The sequence below is a fragment of the Anabaena sp. UHCC 0187 genome, assembly GCF_009712035.1.
Classification (GTDB): Bacteria; Cyanobacteriota; Cyanobacteriia; order Cyanobacteriales; family Nostocaceae; genus Dolichospermum.
Genome location: NZ_VILB01000002.1, coordinates 1 through 15,584, shown reverse-complemented (window position 1 = coordinate 15,584; position 15,584 = coordinate 1). Strand labels below are relative to the sequence as shown.

Below are 15,584 nucleotides of genomic sequence, written 5' to 3'. Positions count from 1 at the left end.
TGAAGTTAGATATTTTGATCACTGGGATTAAAAATATTCACTAAAACTTGTACAAGGTTATTTCTTTGACGACGGGTAAGTTTGCTAATAGCAATGCGATCGCCAGCCAAAGGATTTTGCTGTAAACTATCATTACCTGGATAACTATCCATGTATATGGTTTCATTAGCATCTAAATAATCAGCTAAAGTCAGTTTCCAGTCCAGGCGATAGATAGGGGATCTACCTTTATTATAAATATGATAGCGAATTAGACGACTAGCTAAAGTATTTGTTACAACAATTTGTCTAGTTGTTTTACTAATATACTGATTTTCTTGAGGCAAATCAGGAATTTGTTGATATACTTTTTGCCAGACATCGCTAGAACTAAATCTTTGCGCGGCTGCGGGTGAGATATGCAATAAATTGGTATTTCCTGTCCCTAAAACAATGATCACCACTGTCATTAAGGTGATAATTAATGGTGAAAAAAATTGCCAACTGAGAAGTCTTTGCTGTTTCATTTCCATTATCTAAAATACCGCCAAATCCAGTACAGGTATGGCGGTGATTAGTTTACATTTTATAATTCGCCAATAATTTCTGGCTGATTTAATTCATCAGACATTTCGATAATTGCTCTGAGTACGGGCTTCATTATTGAATCTTCGTTATTTTCAAAATCTTCATAACGTCGCCGTTTAGCACGATTTGCAACTTGTACCGTAATGCGATAGCGATTTGATGCAGCACTAATTAGTTCTTCTGAACGGTGCATGATTTGAGACTGAGTAGTCTCGAACTTAGAACGCTTAAGCATAATTGATGACTCTGGAGATTCTACCCCAGTTTACTCGGATTTTTCAATTTTAGATATGGAAATGACAATAATCCTTCATAAATTTGCTTAACTAGGAGAATCAAACTGAGAATTTGCCGCAGTTGTTGGATTTGCTGTGTAAGTATTTGCTTCTCTAGACGGAGACTCTGAATCTTTTCTTTACCTAGATAAATATTATCTGGTGCTGTCTGTAGGGCTGCATAACTAGCACGTTCATATTGATTAAATATATCTGCTATAAATGCGAGTGTGTATTTTATTTTCCGCAATTGTTGAGCTAGATAAAGGAAGATGAGGGAAATAAGGATGTTAATCAGGACAACGATAGTTACCATTTTTTTATTTAAACTCATAAATAGTCATTAAAAAATTAAATAAGATTACTATAGAATTTTATAAATCACCCTTTTCCCATTTCTTCCATGACCACAAACACCAAAGCGATAGTTGTATTTGATATAGATGGGGTTATCCGTGACGTTAGCGGCTCATATCATCGCGCCCTATCAGATACAGTAGAATATTTTACTGCCCAAGCCTATCGTCCCACACCTGTAGACATTGATAACCTCAAATCAGAAGGAATTTGGAATAATGATTGGGAAGCCTCCCAGGAATTAATTTACCGCCATTTTCTCAGTCAAGGACAGCAGCGGGAAAAAATACAATTGGATTATGTAAACATAGTTACTTATTTTCAAAGTCGTTATCGGGGGACAGATTCAGAAAATTGGAACGGCTATATTTGTGATGAACCTTTATTAGCACAGCCTAGTTATTTTCAAGAACTAACACAAACGGATATTGCTTGGGGGTTTTTTAGTGGTGCTACTCGTTTGAGTGCTAACTACGTTTTAGAAAAACGTTTGGGTTTAAAATCTCCTGTCTTAATTGCAATGGAAGACGCACCTGGTAAACCTGATCCTACCGGACTTTTCGCTACTATTAACATATTAGAAAATGGTAGTGAGCAAAAACAAACGGTTGTATATGTCGGTGATACGGTAGCAGATATGTATACTGTGGAAAAAGCAAAAGCTGTAGATAATTCTCGCACTTGGTTAGGTGTTGGGGTGTTACCTCCCCACGTTCAGGGAACAGCAGAAAGACGTGAAGCTTATACACAGAAGTTAATGCAAGCTGGGGCAAAAATAGTTGTTAATAATGTCCAAGAATTAACCATTAAGACGATTCCTGAATGAGAATCTTAATCTCATCTAATGAGATTTTTCTGAATTAATTAGTCGATATTCATTTCATTTGCCACAACAGGAAATTAATCAAAATTGGCAAATGTGCTATCTCATTGGAATATGGAATTGGCTGATACTCAACCCGTATAACCTGCAAGGAAGGGGGCTTTATTGGGTCTCGGTGGGGTGTGAAAATAGTTATGAGGGAGAAAAATCAGCCTATTTTGGAAAAAGCGCGTTAGTTGAGGTTTTTAAGATTAACTAACGCAGACAGTTTTAGTTAATCTAAAATAAATTTCTCATGCCATTGTTTGGCAACTTTATCCCAACCAAAAGAATCTCTGAGGGATAATGCTTCTTGTCTCAAAGTTTCTTGTTTTTCAGAATTTTTCAGTAAGTCTATTAGTGCTTCAATAAAAGCATTATTAGTTTCCTCATATCCAGCAAGTCCTTTAATTCTAATTCCTGATTTGACAGTTTCTTCTAAACCTGCATAAGTTGTCACCACAGGAACACAACCAGCAGCTTGGGCTTTCCAAGCACTAATACAGAAAATCTCCACAGCAGTATGACAAGGATAAACCCAAAGACCTGATTTAAATAATTCTTCAACTAACTGCTTATGTCCAATTCTGCCATGTTCATAAACATTCTTCTGGTTGAAAAGTTCCATTATTTGCTTCTTTTTATCTGGTAATTGAGGAAATCTCTCAATATAAGGTGAATTAATTAGTGCATCAATTCCTTGCCAACCATAAAAAATATGCAATTCCACATCTGGGACTTCTTTAAGAACCTTGTCCCATTGCAGCAACAAATTTTCGATGCCTCTTGTATAATCACTAATCGAAATTAGTCTTTTGGGATTTCTATCAATTCCTGTTAAATTGAAATCTTCTATGTTAATGCCATTAGTGGTTAAAAAGATTTTATCTTCAGGAATCCAATCTGGTAGCATAGATTTATGAAAATTTGACAACATAAACAGCTTGTCAAAACTTTCTAAAAACTCTGCTCGCTGGGATTCTTCAATTTCAGGAAATAATTTAGGGTTGTCGTGCATCCAAACAGCAATTTTTTTAGCATTGACCTTCATCTGCATCGGTTGTTTCCAAGTACGATGAAAGATTAAGACATTAAAGTTATCTTGGGGATTAAATTTATCAACATTCTGATAAATTACGCCATTATATTCTCCTTCCATGTCACCACATCTATTGAACACTGTGACTTGATAACCCAACTTTATTAGTTCTTGACTTAAATAAATTACAGCCTCTTGGCTGCCTCCGATTCCTTTTCCTACAGACAGAGGAGACCAATCCTCTACATGAAATGGAAAGTTGGAATAAATTACAACTGAATTTTGATTCCAGTTCATGAGTATTTTGAGTAATATTGTTGAAAAAATATTTATTTTAGCTATCTGTCAATTAATTCAGAAATTTTGAATTTAAAACAGGTTTGCCTGTAGATACAGCCTGTTCAATAATATCTGCTGCTAGTTTTACACCACCTAATTTTTGAATAGCTGCTTGTAATCTAAGAGCATTTTGTTTGTAAGAATTGTCTTTAAGTACCAGATCCACAGAATTACGTAACTGTTTCACATTTAATTTATCTAAAGGTATCATTTCTCCTGCACCTGTCCATGCTATACGTGAAGCTACTCCAGGCTGGTCATTAGCAACTGGAATTGCTACCATAGGCACGCCATTCATCAGGCATTCCATTGTAGTATTCATGCCTGCATGAGTAATCATCATAGTTGCTTTTTGTAGCACTTCTAATTGAGGTGCATACTCAACTACCAAGGGATTACCTGGTAAATTTGGTAAAGCTTCTGGTTTAGCAGAACCACCTAAAGAAATAATTAACTGAGCATCTAATCCTTCACAAGCTGTGGCAATTTTTTCAAAGACATGAATAAGACGATTTTGTAAAGTTCCCATTGAAGCGTAAATCAACGGTTGACCAGTTAATTGATCATGAGGAAAAGGTACAGATGCCCTACTAGCAGATGAGTGGTATGGACCTGTAAAATGAAACCATGCAGGTAATCTTTCTCTAGGAAATTCAAATTCAGCAGGTGCTTGACTAAGTTGCGCTAGTTGAGAGTAACGATCATTTGGGTGATTATGTGGTGTTAAGTTCTTTTCTCGACGGTACTCGTTAATTACATCACTAATGGGCTTGGCTGCACTATTAAGTATTGCATAACCTAGTTTATTGCGTAACGGCGCCCACCAAGTAGAACTGTAGTGCCAAACTGTATTGAAAGGGGGAACTCCAATTTCCCGATTTAATACCACAGCACTGCATACAGTGACAAAGGGAATATCTAGAAAATCTGCAACTGTACCACCCTCGGAAGCACCTTGATTAACCAGTACAGCTTCTACACCTATATTCTTCATTAATTCTGGCGCATCTCTCAGTAGAACTGATGCCATATTAGCCAGAAGATTTATCGTATACTTTAATGCGGCTAATCCCTTAAGTTTTCCTAGTTCAGCAAAGGATTTCGCTGCTGCTCCTAACGGAAACTCTTTCTCACCTATAGCTTGAAATTCTAACCCTGCTGTTAATACCTTTGATTCAATGTCTAGTATCCCAAAAACAGTAACTTGATGACCACGCTTTTTCATTTCTTGCCCTAATGGCAGCATTGTATTCAGGGGACCAGTTGAGCCAGGACAAATAATTGCAAAATGAGTCATAATCGTATTTTCTGGTTAATTACAATGATGTATAGCAGAAAAACGCCCCATAGATTCAAAGCATAGATATTTCTGTTTAAAAGTGCTTACTTTAATTTCTAAAACTTATCTTTAATTATCAAAAACTGTATTTATTAAATCTCATTACCTCTTTCCAAATCAGGATTTTATCAATTATGCCTCTAATTAGCCTCATTGCAGCCCTGTCCGAAAATCGGATTTTAGCCGACTCCACAAAGGAACATATTCATTTGGGTATTCCTTGGAATATTCCCAGTGATGAACGTCGGTTTAAGGAAATTACTCGGCGACATCCTATAATTATGGGACGCAAAACTTATGCTACCTTTAACACACCACTTTTCAATTGTACAACTATCATTGTTACCAGAGATCCTAATTTTCAAGCATTTGGCTGTCTTGTTTTCCATTCATTACAAAAAGCAATTGAATGGGCGAAAATGAGTGAGACAGAAGAGATATTTATCGCTGGTGGTGGCGAAATTTATAAAGAAGCAATCACATTTGCTGATAAGCTGTATTTAACTATTGTTGAAGGTGATTTTGTCGGAGATATATACTTTCCTGAATTTGCAGATTTTGGAGAAATTACAAAAGAGGAAAAGTTGCAAGAAAATGGCTTTAAATTTAAATTTGTAGAGATTGAAAGGTGCGTTAATGAGATAACGTCACCTCCGATAATTGGATAATTTATTTGGGAAAATTAGCTTATTCTAATTTCAAAAATTTATCCAAAGCTGCTACCATACTCGGTGGCCAGCGGCGGATATTTGTTACCCAATTCATATCTTTGTAGCGGATATCTAATCCATAGGCTGCTACCCAATTACTTTCCGCTTCTCCTCTATTTCCTGTTACCCAATAAGCGGCTGTTAAAGCCGCTCGCATATCAGCAAATTTAGGATATTTACGGACTATATTTCGCATTTCGCGGATAGCTTTTTCTGTTTGACTGGTTTCATATAATGCTAAGGCATAATTAGCTCTAGCAAAGGCAAAACTTGGGGCTATTTCTGTGGCTTTTTGGTAATCTAATATGGCTGCGTCCCATTCTCCTAAACCTGTTTTAGCATTACCACGATTATTATAGGCCATCGCATCTTTGGGATCTAATTCTAACACGCGATTATAATCGGCGATCGCTTCGTTCCATCTTCCTAAACCTTCCAATGCTGTCCCTCGGTTTAAATAAGGATCAGTGACATCGGGAGCAAGTTCTACAGCTTTATTATAATCTGTTAATGCTGCTGCTAATTTATTCTGACTAACACGAGAATTACCACGATTACTCCATGCTCCCGCATTGGTGGGGAATTTTTCAATGATTTCTGTCCAATAGGCTTCTGCTGTGACAAAATCACCTTGATTTGTAGCTAGAAAGGCTTTAGTGGCTAATTCATCCCCCGCTTGTAATTCTTCTGGGGTGATGCTTTGAGATTGTGCCATAACTGGTGTATTCCAGCCAAAAACCAGTAACAGACTTAGGAAAATACCAATTAATTTAATCATCTAACTCTGAAGTGATATGTAACTAACAAGTACCATTATTTTATTTTAGATCCCCGATTTTTCAAAGAAGTCGGGGATCTAGATTTGGATATTGGTGCATTTACATCAATGACAACTGTTCATTGGGTGGCTTAAAACCCATGTGTTGATATGCCGCTTTAGTAGCTATTCTCCCCCTGGGTGTCCGACTTAAATAACCTATTTGCATTAAATACGGTTCATAAACTTCTTCAATGGTTTGGGTATCTTCCCCAGTAGTAGCAGCGATAGTTTCTAAACCCACTGGACCACCATTAAAGTTTTCAATAATCACACTCAGCATTTTTCTATCTGTCCAGTCCAATCCACAAGGATCGACTTGGAATAGTTGCAATGCCTCTGCTGCAACAGTTTCATTAATTTCTATAAATGATTTTACTTCCGCATAATCACGGACTCTTTTTAGTAATCTATTAGCGATTCTGGGCGTTCCCCGTGAACGTTTGGCTATTTCTGTAGCCCCATCTAGATTAACTGAGGTTTGTAATAATTCAGCGGTGCGAAGAACAATTTTAGTCAGTTCATCAACTTCATAAAAGCGCAACTTTTGAATTAAACCAAATCGGTCACGCAATGGTGAAGTCAAAGCTCCGACGCGAGTTGTCGCCCCAACTAAGGTAAATTTACATAACGGTATACTTCTAATTCTGGCACTAGAACCTTTACCCACGGTAATATCTAAGCGATAATCCTCCATCGCTGGATACAGAATTTCCTCTGTCATCCGTGATAACCGATGAATTTCATCTATAAATAACACATCTCCTGGTTTCAGGTTCACCAATAATCCCACAATATCCCGTGGCCGTTCTAATGCTGGGGCGCTGGTAATTTTACAACTTACCCCCATTTCTGATGCTAAAATCATCGCCATTGTCGTTTTACCTAAACCAGGTGGTCCATACAACAGCAAATGATCCATCACTTCTTCCCTAGACTTGGCTGCTTTAATCGCTATATCTAAAACATCCTTTAAATCTTTTTGTCCGATGTAATCAGCAAAACGCTGGGGACGAATACTCTCTTCTGGTTTACCTTGTTCATTAATAGCAGCTTCCGATTGCAACAGATTTTCTGCGGGGGGTGCTTTTGTTGATTCCCGCTGCTGTTTAGGTTCTCCGTTGGGTTCTGGAGGCTGTTTTTTGGAGGAGATAATCGCCATAATTTTCAGGAATTCAGAAGTAGGGATTGATTAACAGTAGGCTAAAAGCTAACAATTACTCACATTTAATTGAATTTTGGGCAGTATTTCCTTGTTTTTTTATTTACTGTTTACATTGAAATAGCCTAAAATTGAATTATTAACAACGGTTAAACTGTTAAAGCAGTTAATAAATAAAACCAGTATAGAATATTTGCGGTTAGTTTAGATTGTCAACACGCCAACCCGTCACTCCCACAAAAGTCCGATACAAAAATCACAATTCCCATCATCGCTGGATGTCCCCAATGCACAATCGGTTCAGGAACACCAAAAGAACGAAACCAAGCTGCAATGGGTTCTAGTAGTTGACTCAATTTTTCTACCATCTTCTTTACATTTCTTAAACTTAACCAAGTTAGGGCTTAAGTGATTTAACTGATTATTAATGATACTTTAATATTTTTTGTCTCTATCATAATCAAGATAAAAATGTCAATTTTGAGTAATTAACTCGCAATTATTAAGATAATTTAAAATTATCTTATTTTTACACTTACGAGTAATACTATCATCAGTAGTAAATAATTCAACACAAAAATAGTATTTGATTTTGCAAATATATGTAGGGTAGACAATGCCCAACTGATGAGGGTTTTGGTGGCAATTACCCACCACACTACTGAAAATTTTGCGGGTATCGTTTATGATTTTTAAGTCAATTTTTTACACAAAAGTTTCAAATTCATGGAAAAATTTCCATGAATAACCATGAAAAAGTCATTAAAAATTAGCAAGGAAGCTATTCATGTCTGAACAAAAATTTGTTCTCACCTTTGATGGTGTGAATGATCGGATTGAATTATCTAAGGGGTTTCCCACCATTGAAAAGGCCATCACTATTGAGTTTTGGGCTAAAGGAGAAAATAGTCTCTCACAAGCAACCAGTATTTTATGGGCTTATGACGCTCAAAATGCCCGGATTTTAAATATTCATTTGCCTTGGGGTGGTAATATTTATTGGGATGCGGGTAATCAAACTGGGTATGATCGCATTAACAAACCTGTCCAACTTAGTGATTATAATGTCTGGACTCATTGGGCTTTTGTGAAAGATGCTGTCACCGGACAAATGTACATTTATCAAAATGGCAAACTCTGGCATCAAGGCGGTGGACAAAACAGAACCTTAATCCCAATTCAAAAATTTGTCATCGGTTCAGGTCCCAATGCTGCTGCCCCCTGGAAAGGCTCTCTCGCTGAATTTCGGATTTGGAATCAAGCCCGCACCCAACTAGAAATTGAACAGCAGATGAATCGCCGTCTGGTGGGTAGTGAAAGAGGATTATGTCTCTATCTTCCCTTGGATGGAGATGCTAATGATCGCACGATTGCCGGCAACCATGGCAAACTATACGAAACAACTTGGACCCAGGCACAACTCCCTCTTCAACGGGAAACCCAACAACAATCTGTCCTTTCCTTTGATGGCAAAGACGACTTTATTTCCTGTGGTAAAGGGCAAAGTTCTGACAAAGGAGTAAGATTTCTCGGTCTTTCTCAAACTATCACCTTAGAAGCTTGGGTAAATTTATCTGCCTATAAAGGTGGTGCGATTTTTACGAAGCAATATAATCCCGCCGAACCTGATAAACCCGGTCAACCTCCTCTAAATAAAGCGGCCATTTTCTATGGTCTTTCTATTAACGAAACTACAAAATTACCAGTATTTACCTATTCTACAAAAGATAAAACTAATCTGATTGTAGGAGGAACTACCAAGACAGAAATCGCTCTAGAACGTTGGTATCATTTAGCTGCCGTTGTCAGTAACCAGCAGGTGGAAATGTTTGTAAATGGCCAGTCCCAAGGCGCAGTTCCACTGGAAGGGGCGATCGCAGATAATGCCGAAGCAGACCTATTAATTGGCAAAAGTTATGCCGCGAATTCCCATTTTGCAGGTCAACTAGCAGAACTCCGCATCTGGAATATCCCCCGCGCTTCTGCCCTAATTCAAGCCAATATGTCTCGCCGTCTAGAGTCCATTGAACCGGGCTTAGTTGGCTATTGGTTATTAGACAAGGGTGCAACTGAGATTGCTTACGATTCTTGTTTTTCTGACAACTTTGGCATGATTTCCGGCGCGACTTGGAGCAAATCTAAGTTACCAGTTGCCATTCTCAGCCGCAAAGAGAAATTTAGCTATGCTGGCAAAATTGGTGATATTCGTGCCTTAGACGCTTTTAAACCCCTACCATCTGAAGTCCACCCCTCACCCCGTTGGCTGGCTAACTTCTATCAATCAGCTTATGGTTTGGGAGGAGCAACCAAGGATGTCTTAATGCGGCAAGTCTTGGTAGAAAATGCCGGCGACTTTAGTAAAATTCCCGCCAAATTACCACCTAAACAGATTGCAACTGCTCCAGAAAACTTCACCCGTCTGCGTCTGGATAAGTACAGTGATGAATTTTTTGTAGAACGCCGTCTCAATGGTTTTAACCCCGGTCAACTCAAACGAGTGCAAAATCAGCCCTGGCAATATGTCATCCGCTATGACATGAGTGGCATTCAAAAAATTGATGAACACGGCATTTTACCCAAATTAATTGAGGCTCGTTTCTGTTTAGAAGGGCAACAACTCACCCCCCACTCCATCGAATATACCCTCTTTGGTGAAACCCAAATCCAAACCCAACGCCCTGGTAATCAAGATTGGGAATGGGCAAAAAAACTGTTCCGTTGTACGGAATTCCTCTATCACGAAACAGGAATACACTTGGGTCGTTTGCACCTGAATATGGATCAGTATGCAATGGCGTTTTACCGCAACGTCATCAATAATCCCATTCAAAAGTTACTCGAACCTCATCTGGAAATTGTCCTGAATATGAATACACGGGGTGTATTTGCCATTCTGGGCTACAAAGACAAGGACGGTAAGGATGTAGACGGTGCTGTTACCTTCCTCTCCTGTGTGGATGTTGACAATATGTATGTCCTCATTCGTCAGGAATTGAGTAATATGACTTATCGCAATGGCAATCCGCGATCGCAATTTTTGCCAGATTATGTTACCAATAACTACTTTGATCCCAGTGCATCCACGATGTGGCGGATTATCACTGACTATGTAAGTCGTTTCTTTGCCAAGAACCGTGCAGACATTCAAAGTTACTGGTCAGAAATTGTCGGTATGTCAGAAGACCTCAGCGCCAATAGTATTCTCAAAAAAGAATTGGGAACTCTGGATATCAAAACCATGCAAGACCTCCAGGATTTGTGTGTTTATGTGATTTATAACAGCACTTTCTACCACTCTTGGGTTAATAACAAGCAATTTGAAGATGCTGGTGATGTTGAGTATGTCACCATGAGCGCCTGGAAAGATACTGACCCCCTCCTGGCAGCCAGACACGCTAAACAGATATTATCCATGCAAAACCTGACGGCGGTTCGTTGCAACTTGATCATGGATGTGGGTTCTGCTGATTTGAAGGATGCAATTTGGAAACAACGCGCTCAAATTGAACCAGGACTGCCCCTAGATAAGCTGATGATGAGTATCAGTATTTAGGAGATTTGTTGGGTAATTTACAGATTTTAGAGGTATTAAACATGACTGTTGCGGAAGAAAGAAAGGCAAATCAAGAAAAATTCATCTATGCGGCGGATATCCCCACCTTTGATGTCACCAAACCCCTGCCTCCCACTGTCCTACCTAGCCTCAAATGGCAGTACAACTTTAAATGCAGTGTGTATGGTATAGGTTTAGTGCGGCCAATTATCACTGCCCCTAACCTCAAAAGTGGGGGGACTGAACTTAATGCTGTTCCCTACCTGATACCCAATCTCACTCGTCTGCGTCCTGATAAGTTTAGTGATGAGTTTTTTGTTGAGCGTCGTCTGAATGGTTTCAGCCCTGGTAAGCTGAAACGAGTAGAAAATCAGCCTTGGCAGTATTTCATTCGTTATGACTTTAGCGATGTAACTGTTGATGCTAACGGTATTCTCCCCAGATTCATTGAAGCTCGTTTCTGTCTGGATGGTCAGCAACTTCATGTCCATTCGATTGAATTTAGCCTACATGGAGAGACTGAGATCAAGAACCTCACTCCCCGTGATCAGGATTGGGAATGGGCTAAAAAACTCTTCCGTTGTGCTGAGTTTGTTCTCCACGAAACTGTTGCTCATTTGGGTGGTACTCACCTGAATATAGACCAATATGCAATGGCTTATTACCGCAATGTGGTTAATAACCCAATTGTTGAATTATTAGAGCCACATTTTGAGGGCTTACTATCCATTAATCAACAAGGTTTAGCGGAACTGGTTGGTACAGAAGGAAATGAAGGTGTTGTTCCCCAACTAACTGTCCTCAATATTCAGGACACTCAACGCATCCTGGTAGCAGAATTAAAAACCCTCACTTACCGCAACTGGAGTCCTAGAACACGCACACTGCCCGATTATGTAGCTAATAATCACTATGACCGAGCAGCGATCGCTATGTGGAAGATCATTAATAAATACGTCAAGGACTTTTTTGATCAAAATCAAGCTGGTATTCAAGAATACTGGTCGGAAATTACAGCCATGTCCAAGGATTTGACGGCACATTCCATTCTCAAACCAGAATTGGGAATATTAGACATTAAGACTCTCCAAGACCTTCGGGAAATGTGCGTTTATGTCATCTATATCAGCACCTTCCAGCATTCCTGGGTGAATCACAAGCAGTACGACGATGGTGGTGATATTGAGTATGCAACCCTCGGTATGTGGAAAGAGAAAGACCCCATGACGGCTGCCAGAAATGCCCGACAGTTAACAACTACCTTGAATCTGACCTCTGTTCGTCATAACCCAATCATGGGTGTGAATCTACCTGTTGCTAACAAGCTCAAAGAAGCACTTTGGGAAAATCGGGATCAAATTCAACCCGGAATTGCCATTGATACAATTCTGATGAGTATCAGTATTTAGGGTTTACCGATAGTGTAAACTAAGTCATAAAAGTTACCTGTGAATTGTGCGTGAGTCCTGATTTAGTGCAAAAAAACATTAATTCTACTCACGCAACCATTAAACCGATTCTCGAATAAATAGGAAAAAACATGGAAAGTAATTTGCAATCTGAGTCTAATGTTGCCAAGCCTGGGGATGTTCTAAACTATGGCGACACCATTTATTTACAGCACATGAACGGCGATTATGTGACTGAATTTAGTAAGGGTAAAACTGATCGATATCATTGGCCTAAGCTAGGCAAAGACAAAAAGATAGACAAGAATAAAAAGCTCCGCGAGTCTAACAATATCAAGTTGCAAATTCTGGGAGATTCAACAGGTGAGCTAACTGATGGGGCAGTGATCCGATTGAAATCAACAGAATCGCTGCCCGAACAGCATAATGTCTTGGGTTCTTGGTCAGATAGCCATGATTGTTACTATTGGAGCGATAATTTCCACCCCAAAAAGCAAAGCTGGCAAATCAACAAACGCGATAAAAGTGGCGACAACAAAATTCGCTACGGAGACAATGTTTATCTAACTAACCTCCACTACAAAAATCAACGATTGGCTCGATGTACTCGCTACGATGGCTATATTTCTAAGGCTGAGGATGTTAATGAGTGGTGGCAGTTCCAACCGGAAGTTGCCCAAGAATCCACTAAAATCAGTTCGGAAGGTGCTTTTCTCGAAAGCGCATTTGAGCCAAACACTCGCACCTTTAGTCCGGGAAATTTAGCTTATTTGGCTTATTTTGCGGAAGCAGCTTACGGCAACCCAGATGAGAGTAAGGCTAAACTAGAAAAACTGGGTTTTCAAATCAATGGTCATGAACATTATCTGGAATTTCCCGACACTGACACTCAAGGTCTGATGGTTGGTGATGATGAAAAAATCATTGTTGCCTTTCGGGGGACTGAAAATTTGACCGATTGGCTCACCAATATCAAACTGCTTAAGGCTTCCTGGAAAGTAGGCATGGTTCATGCAGGCTTCTATAGTTCCCTGGAGTCTCTTTGGCCAGATGCAATCGGTCGTCTGAAGAGTCTCCGTAACAATAACCAGCCTATCTGGATCACAGGACATAGCTTAGGTGGAGCATTAGCGACTTTGGCAGGGGCAACTCTTGATGACGAAATGCCAGAATTTGAGGTGGCTGGGATTTATACCTTTGGGCAACCCAGGGTAGGCGATCAAATTTTTGCTCAATCCTTGGATAAGGGGATGAAAGAGCGCTTTTTTCGAGCGGTGAACAATAATGATATTGTTCCTCGTGTTCCCAGTGTCAAGTTTAATCATGTCGGTAATCTTTTGTATTTCGATTGCGATGGCAACTTGAACCAGAATATGTCACTTTCTTGGCTTAATCCTAAGGCATGGTGGGAAAGATTGAGGGGTGTCTTTAAACGTACGGTCAATTTGGAGTTGGAGTCTGATAGTGTCGGCGATCATCGCATGGGTGACTATCGTCGGTTGGCCATGCGTCAGCTTGACAATGTGTAGCTAAAATGCACAGTTTTAATAAACCTGTTCATAGTTTATATACCTTTGGGCAACCCCGCACCGGAGATAGTAAATTTGTGGAAAAATTTGATCTCAAATACAAATCATCCAGTTTCCGATTTGTTAATAACAACGATATTGTGACTCGTGTTGCCCCCAGCGCTCTTGGATATAAACATATCGGCACATTCTTGTATATTGACGCAGCCAAAAACCTCCACCATGATATCCGCTGGTGGAATCAATTTAAAGATAGAGTCAAAGGCTCAATCGAAGATATAGGCAAGCCCGGTATTGATGGTGTCAAAGATCATGATATGGGTTTGTATCTTAAAGGTATTGAAAAAAATCTAGATAAGAATCCCATTGCCTAAGATCACGCTTTCAAAAAACGGCAGATAACTGATAACTTTGTGCGTTACCATGCTTAAACTGGTAACGCTAAATCAGATTCTATCTCGTCCCAACCGTAGTTTTCAACAACGGAAATCCTAACTTCTCTCTTTGCTCAACATATAAATGAGCCACTTTCCTTGCCAAATGCCGAATCCTAGTAATGTAACGAGTGCGTTCGGTTACTGAAATTACCCCTCTAGCATCAAGCAAATTAAAAGCATGAGAACACTTAATTACATAGTCCAAACTAGGTAAAACCAGTCCTCGCTCTGTTAGTTGAGTAGCTTCCTGCTCATATAAGCCAAACAGCGTCAGCAACATTTCAGGATTCGACGCTTCAAAATTATAAGTACACTGTTCAATCTCACCCTGAAGATGAACATCACCATAAGTAAGATTATCCGTCCACTGAATCTTAGTAATTGCCTCCACCTGCTGGAGATACATCACCAGTCGCTCCAAACCATAAGTAATCTCAATAGACACAGGACGGCAATCAATACCTCCACATTGCTGGAAATATGTAAATTGAGTAATTTCCATCCCATCTAACCAAACTTCCCAGCCAGTACCCCAAGCCCCCACCGTCGCATCTTCCCAGTTATCCTCCACAAACCGAATATCGTGGTCTTCAGGACAAATCCCTAACGCCCGTAAAGAATCCAGATAAATTTCCTGGATATCGTCCGGTGAAGGCTTAATCAAAACTTGATATTGATAATAATGCTGAAACCGATTCGGATTTTCGCCGTAACGTCCATCAGTAGGACGACGACAAGGTTCAACATAAGCCACAGCCCAAGGTTCAGGACCCAAAGCCCTCAAAAAAGTATGGGGATTCTTAGTACCCGCGCCCTTCTCGATATCATAGGGCTGGGCAATCAAGCAGCCACGCTGTCCCCAAAACTGGTGCAATACCGCTATTACCGACTGAAAATTCACTATCTACTCTTCCTTGAGTCAACAATTCCTAACCCATTGTGGACTAAACCCAGCATAGTGAGCAGTTTTCAGGCAAATAAAAAACAAATTCAAAAATAGTTTGAAAAAGTAGTTGACAAACCAAAGCAGGTTCGATATATTAAATAAGTGCCTGAAGCGAAGCGAAATAAACGCCACGCCGAAGTCGCACCGAACCTTGAAAATATTATAGTTTGAAAGCCAGAATACAACAAGTAACCTGCGTCAGAAAAAGAAAATAACCTGACCGTGGTTGTAAAAACGGTTAAT

General features: G+C 39.5%; 14 protein-coding genes and 1 pseudogene. 6 read left to right on the top strand and 9 right to left on the bottom strand.

Features of this window, described 5'->3' with window-relative positions:
• Positions 1 to 5: 5 nt before the first annotated feature.
• The 3 genes from FJR11_RS01400 to FJR11_RS01390 are packed head-to-tail and all read right to left on the bottom strand — an operon-like array spanning position 6 to position 1,176.
• Positions 6 to 506 carry a hypothetical protein gene (locus tag FJR11_RS01400; RefSeq protein ID WP_168501944.1) on the bottom strand — a complete coding sequence of 167 codons (501 nt, stop codon included), beginning with the start codon at positions 504 to 506 and terminating at the stop codon, positions 6 to 8.
• A gap of 59 nt (positions 507 to 565) precedes the next feature.
• A complete protein-coding gene (locus FJR11_RS01395) occupies positions 566 to 802 on the bottom strand; it encodes a DNA-directed RNA polymerase subunit omega (protein WP_027404411.1) in 237 nt (78 codons plus the stop codon).
• Between the two features lie 20 nt (positions 803 to 822).
• Complete coding sequence (locus FJR11_RS01390; RefSeq protein WP_254444654.1) at positions 823 to 1,176, bottom strand: hypothetical protein; 354 nt, start codon at positions 1,174 to 1,176, stop codon at positions 823 to 825.
• Between the two features lie 69 nt (positions 1,177 to 1,245).
• On the opposite strand from FJR11_RS01390, the gene FJR11_RS01385 reads away from it, so the two are divergent.
• Complete coding sequence (locus FJR11_RS01385; protein ID WP_168501943.1) at positions 1,246 to 2,025, top strand: TIGR01548 family HAD-type hydrolase; 780 nt, start codon at positions 1,246 to 1,248, stop codon at positions 2,023 to 2,025.
• Between the two features lie 271 nt (positions 2,026 to 2,296).
• On the opposite strand, the gene FJR11_RS01380 is transcribed toward FJR11_RS01385, so the two are convergent.
• The gene (locus FJR11_RS01380) at positions 2,297 to 3,397 is read right to left on the bottom strand and encodes a glycosyltransferase family 4 protein (protein ID WP_168501942.1); all 1,101 of its coding nucleotides are present in this window, start codon (positions 3,395 to 3,397) and stop codon (positions 2,297 to 2,299) included.
• A gap of 52 nt (positions 3,398 to 3,449) precedes the next feature.
• A complete protein-coding gene (locus FJR11_RS01375; RefSeq protein WP_168501941.1) occupies positions 3,450 to 4,736 on the bottom strand; it encodes a glycosyltransferase in 1,287 nt (428 codons plus the stop codon).
• A gap of 176 nt (positions 4,737 to 4,912) precedes the next feature.
• On the opposite strand from FJR11_RS01375, the gene FJR11_RS01370 reads away from it, so the two are divergent.
• Entirely contained in the window at positions 4,913 to 5,446 is a 534-nt protein-coding gene (locus tag FJR11_RS01370) for a dihydrofolate reductase (RefSeq protein ID WP_168501940.1), read from the top strand.
• 19 nt (positions 5,447 to 5,465) lie between these two features.
• Here FJR11_RS01370 and FJR11_RS01365 read toward each other — a convergent pair whose 3' ends face one another.
• From FJR11_RS01365 to FJR11_RS01355, 3 genes and pseudogenes are all read right to left on the bottom strand, one after another.
• The gene (locus tag FJR11_RS01365; RefSeq protein ID WP_168501939.1) at positions 5,466 to 6,266 is read right to left on the bottom strand and encodes a tetratricopeptide repeat protein; all 801 of its coding nucleotides are present in this window, start codon (positions 6,264 to 6,266) and stop codon (positions 5,466 to 5,468) included.
• Positions 6,267 to 6,366: 100 nt separating this feature from the next.
• Positions 6,367 to 7,467: a Holliday junction branch migration DNA helicase RuvB gene (gene ruvB / locus FJR11_RS01360; protein WP_168501938.1), complete on the bottom strand. Its 1,101-nt coding sequence runs from the start codon at positions 7,465 to 7,467 to the stop codon at positions 6,367 to 6,369.
• Positions 7,468 to 7,684: 217 nt separating this feature from the next.
• Positions 7,685 to 7,835 (bottom strand): annotated as a pseudogene (locus FJR11_RS01355) (DUF4079 domain-containing protein); the annotation flags it as partial.
• Between the two features lie 419 nt (positions 7,836 to 8,254).
• On the opposite strand from FJR11_RS01355, the gene FJR11_RS01350 reads away from it, so the two are divergent.
• The 4 genes from FJR11_RS01350 to FJR11_RS01335 all read left to right on the top strand — a co-directional run bounded on the left by FJR11_RS01350 (position 8,255) and on the right by FJR11_RS01335 (position 14,332).
• The gene (locus tag FJR11_RS01350; protein ID WP_168501937.1) at positions 8,255 to 11,020 is read left to right on the top strand and encodes a LamG domain-containing protein; all 2,766 of its coding nucleotides are present in this window, start codon (positions 8,255 to 8,257) and stop codon (positions 11,018 to 11,020) included.
• A 41-nt stretch (positions 11,021 to 11,061) separates the two neighbouring features.
• Positions 11,062 to 12,429 carry a lipoxygenase family protein gene (locus FJR11_RS01345; RefSeq protein ID WP_168501936.1) on the top strand — a complete coding sequence of 456 codons (1,368 nt, stop codon included), beginning with the start codon at positions 11,062 to 11,064 and terminating at the stop codon, positions 12,427 to 12,429.
• A 392-nt stretch (positions 12,430 to 12,821) separates the two neighbouring features.
• On the top strand, positions 12,822 to 13,958 hold the full coding sequence (locus tag FJR11_RS01340) for an Mbeg1-like protein (RefSeq protein ID WP_168501935.1): 1,137 nt from the start codon (positions 12,822 to 12,824) through the stop codon (positions 13,956 to 13,958).
• Positions 13,959 to 13,963: 5 nt separating this feature from the next.
• A complete protein-coding gene (locus tag FJR11_RS01335) occupies positions 13,964 to 14,332 on the top strand; it encodes a hypothetical protein (protein WP_168501934.1) in 369 nt (122 codons plus the stop codon).
• A 79-nt stretch (positions 14,333 to 14,411) separates the two neighbouring features.
• Here FJR11_RS01335 and glyQ read toward each other — a convergent pair whose 3' ends face one another.
• The gene (gene glyQ / locus FJR11_RS01330; RefSeq protein WP_168501933.1) at positions 14,412 to 15,296 is read right to left on the bottom strand and encodes a glycine--tRNA ligase subunit alpha; all 885 of its coding nucleotides are present in this window, start codon (positions 15,294 to 15,296) and stop codon (positions 14,412 to 14,414) included.
• Between the last annotated feature and the right edge of the window lie 288 nt (positions 15,297 to 15,584).

Coding starts and splice junctions, on each gene's coding strand:
- FJR11_RS01400 (WP_168501944.1), bottom strand. CDS start 506: ATGAAACAGCAAAGACTTCTCAGTTGGCAATTTTTTTCACCATTAATT.
- FJR11_RS01395 (WP_027404411.1), bottom strand. CDS start 802: ATGCTTAAGCGTTCTAAGTTCGAGACTACTCAGTCTCAAATCATGCAC.
- FJR11_RS01390 (WP_254444654.1), bottom strand. CDS start 1,176: ATGAGTTTAAATAAAAAAATGGTAACTATCGTTGTCCTGATTAACATC.
- FJR11_RS01385 (WP_168501943.1), top strand. CDS start 1,246: ATGACCACAAACACCAAAGCGATAGTTGTATTTGATATAGATGGGGTT.
- FJR11_RS01380 (WP_168501942.1), bottom strand. CDS start 3,397: ATGAACTGGAATCAAAATTCAGTTGTAATTTATTCCAACTTTCCATTT.
- FJR11_RS01375 (WP_168501941.1), bottom strand. CDS start 4,736: ATGACTCATTTTGCAATTATTTGTCCTGGCTCAACTGGTCCCCTGAAT.
- FJR11_RS01370 (WP_168501940.1), top strand. CDS start 4,913: ATGCCTCTAATTAGCCTCATTGCAGCCCTGTCCGAAAATCGGATTTTA.
- FJR11_RS01365 (WP_168501939.1), bottom strand. CDS start 6,266: ATGATTAAATTAATTGGTATTTTCCTAAGTCTGTTACTGGTTTTTGGC.
- ruvB (WP_168501938.1), bottom strand. CDS start 7,467: ATGGCGATTATCTCCTCCAAAAAACAGCCTCCAGAACCCAACGGAGAA.
- FJR11_RS01350 (WP_168501937.1), top strand. CDS start 8,255: ATGTCTGAACAAAAATTTGTTCTCACCTTTGATGGTGTGAATGATCGG.
- FJR11_RS01345 (WP_168501936.1), top strand. CDS start 11,062: ATGACTGTTGCGGAAGAAAGAAAGGCAAATCAAGAAAAATTCATCTAT.
- FJR11_RS01335 (WP_168501934.1), top strand. CDS start 13,964: ATGCACAGTTTTAATAAACCTGTTCATAGTTTATATACCTTTGGGCAA.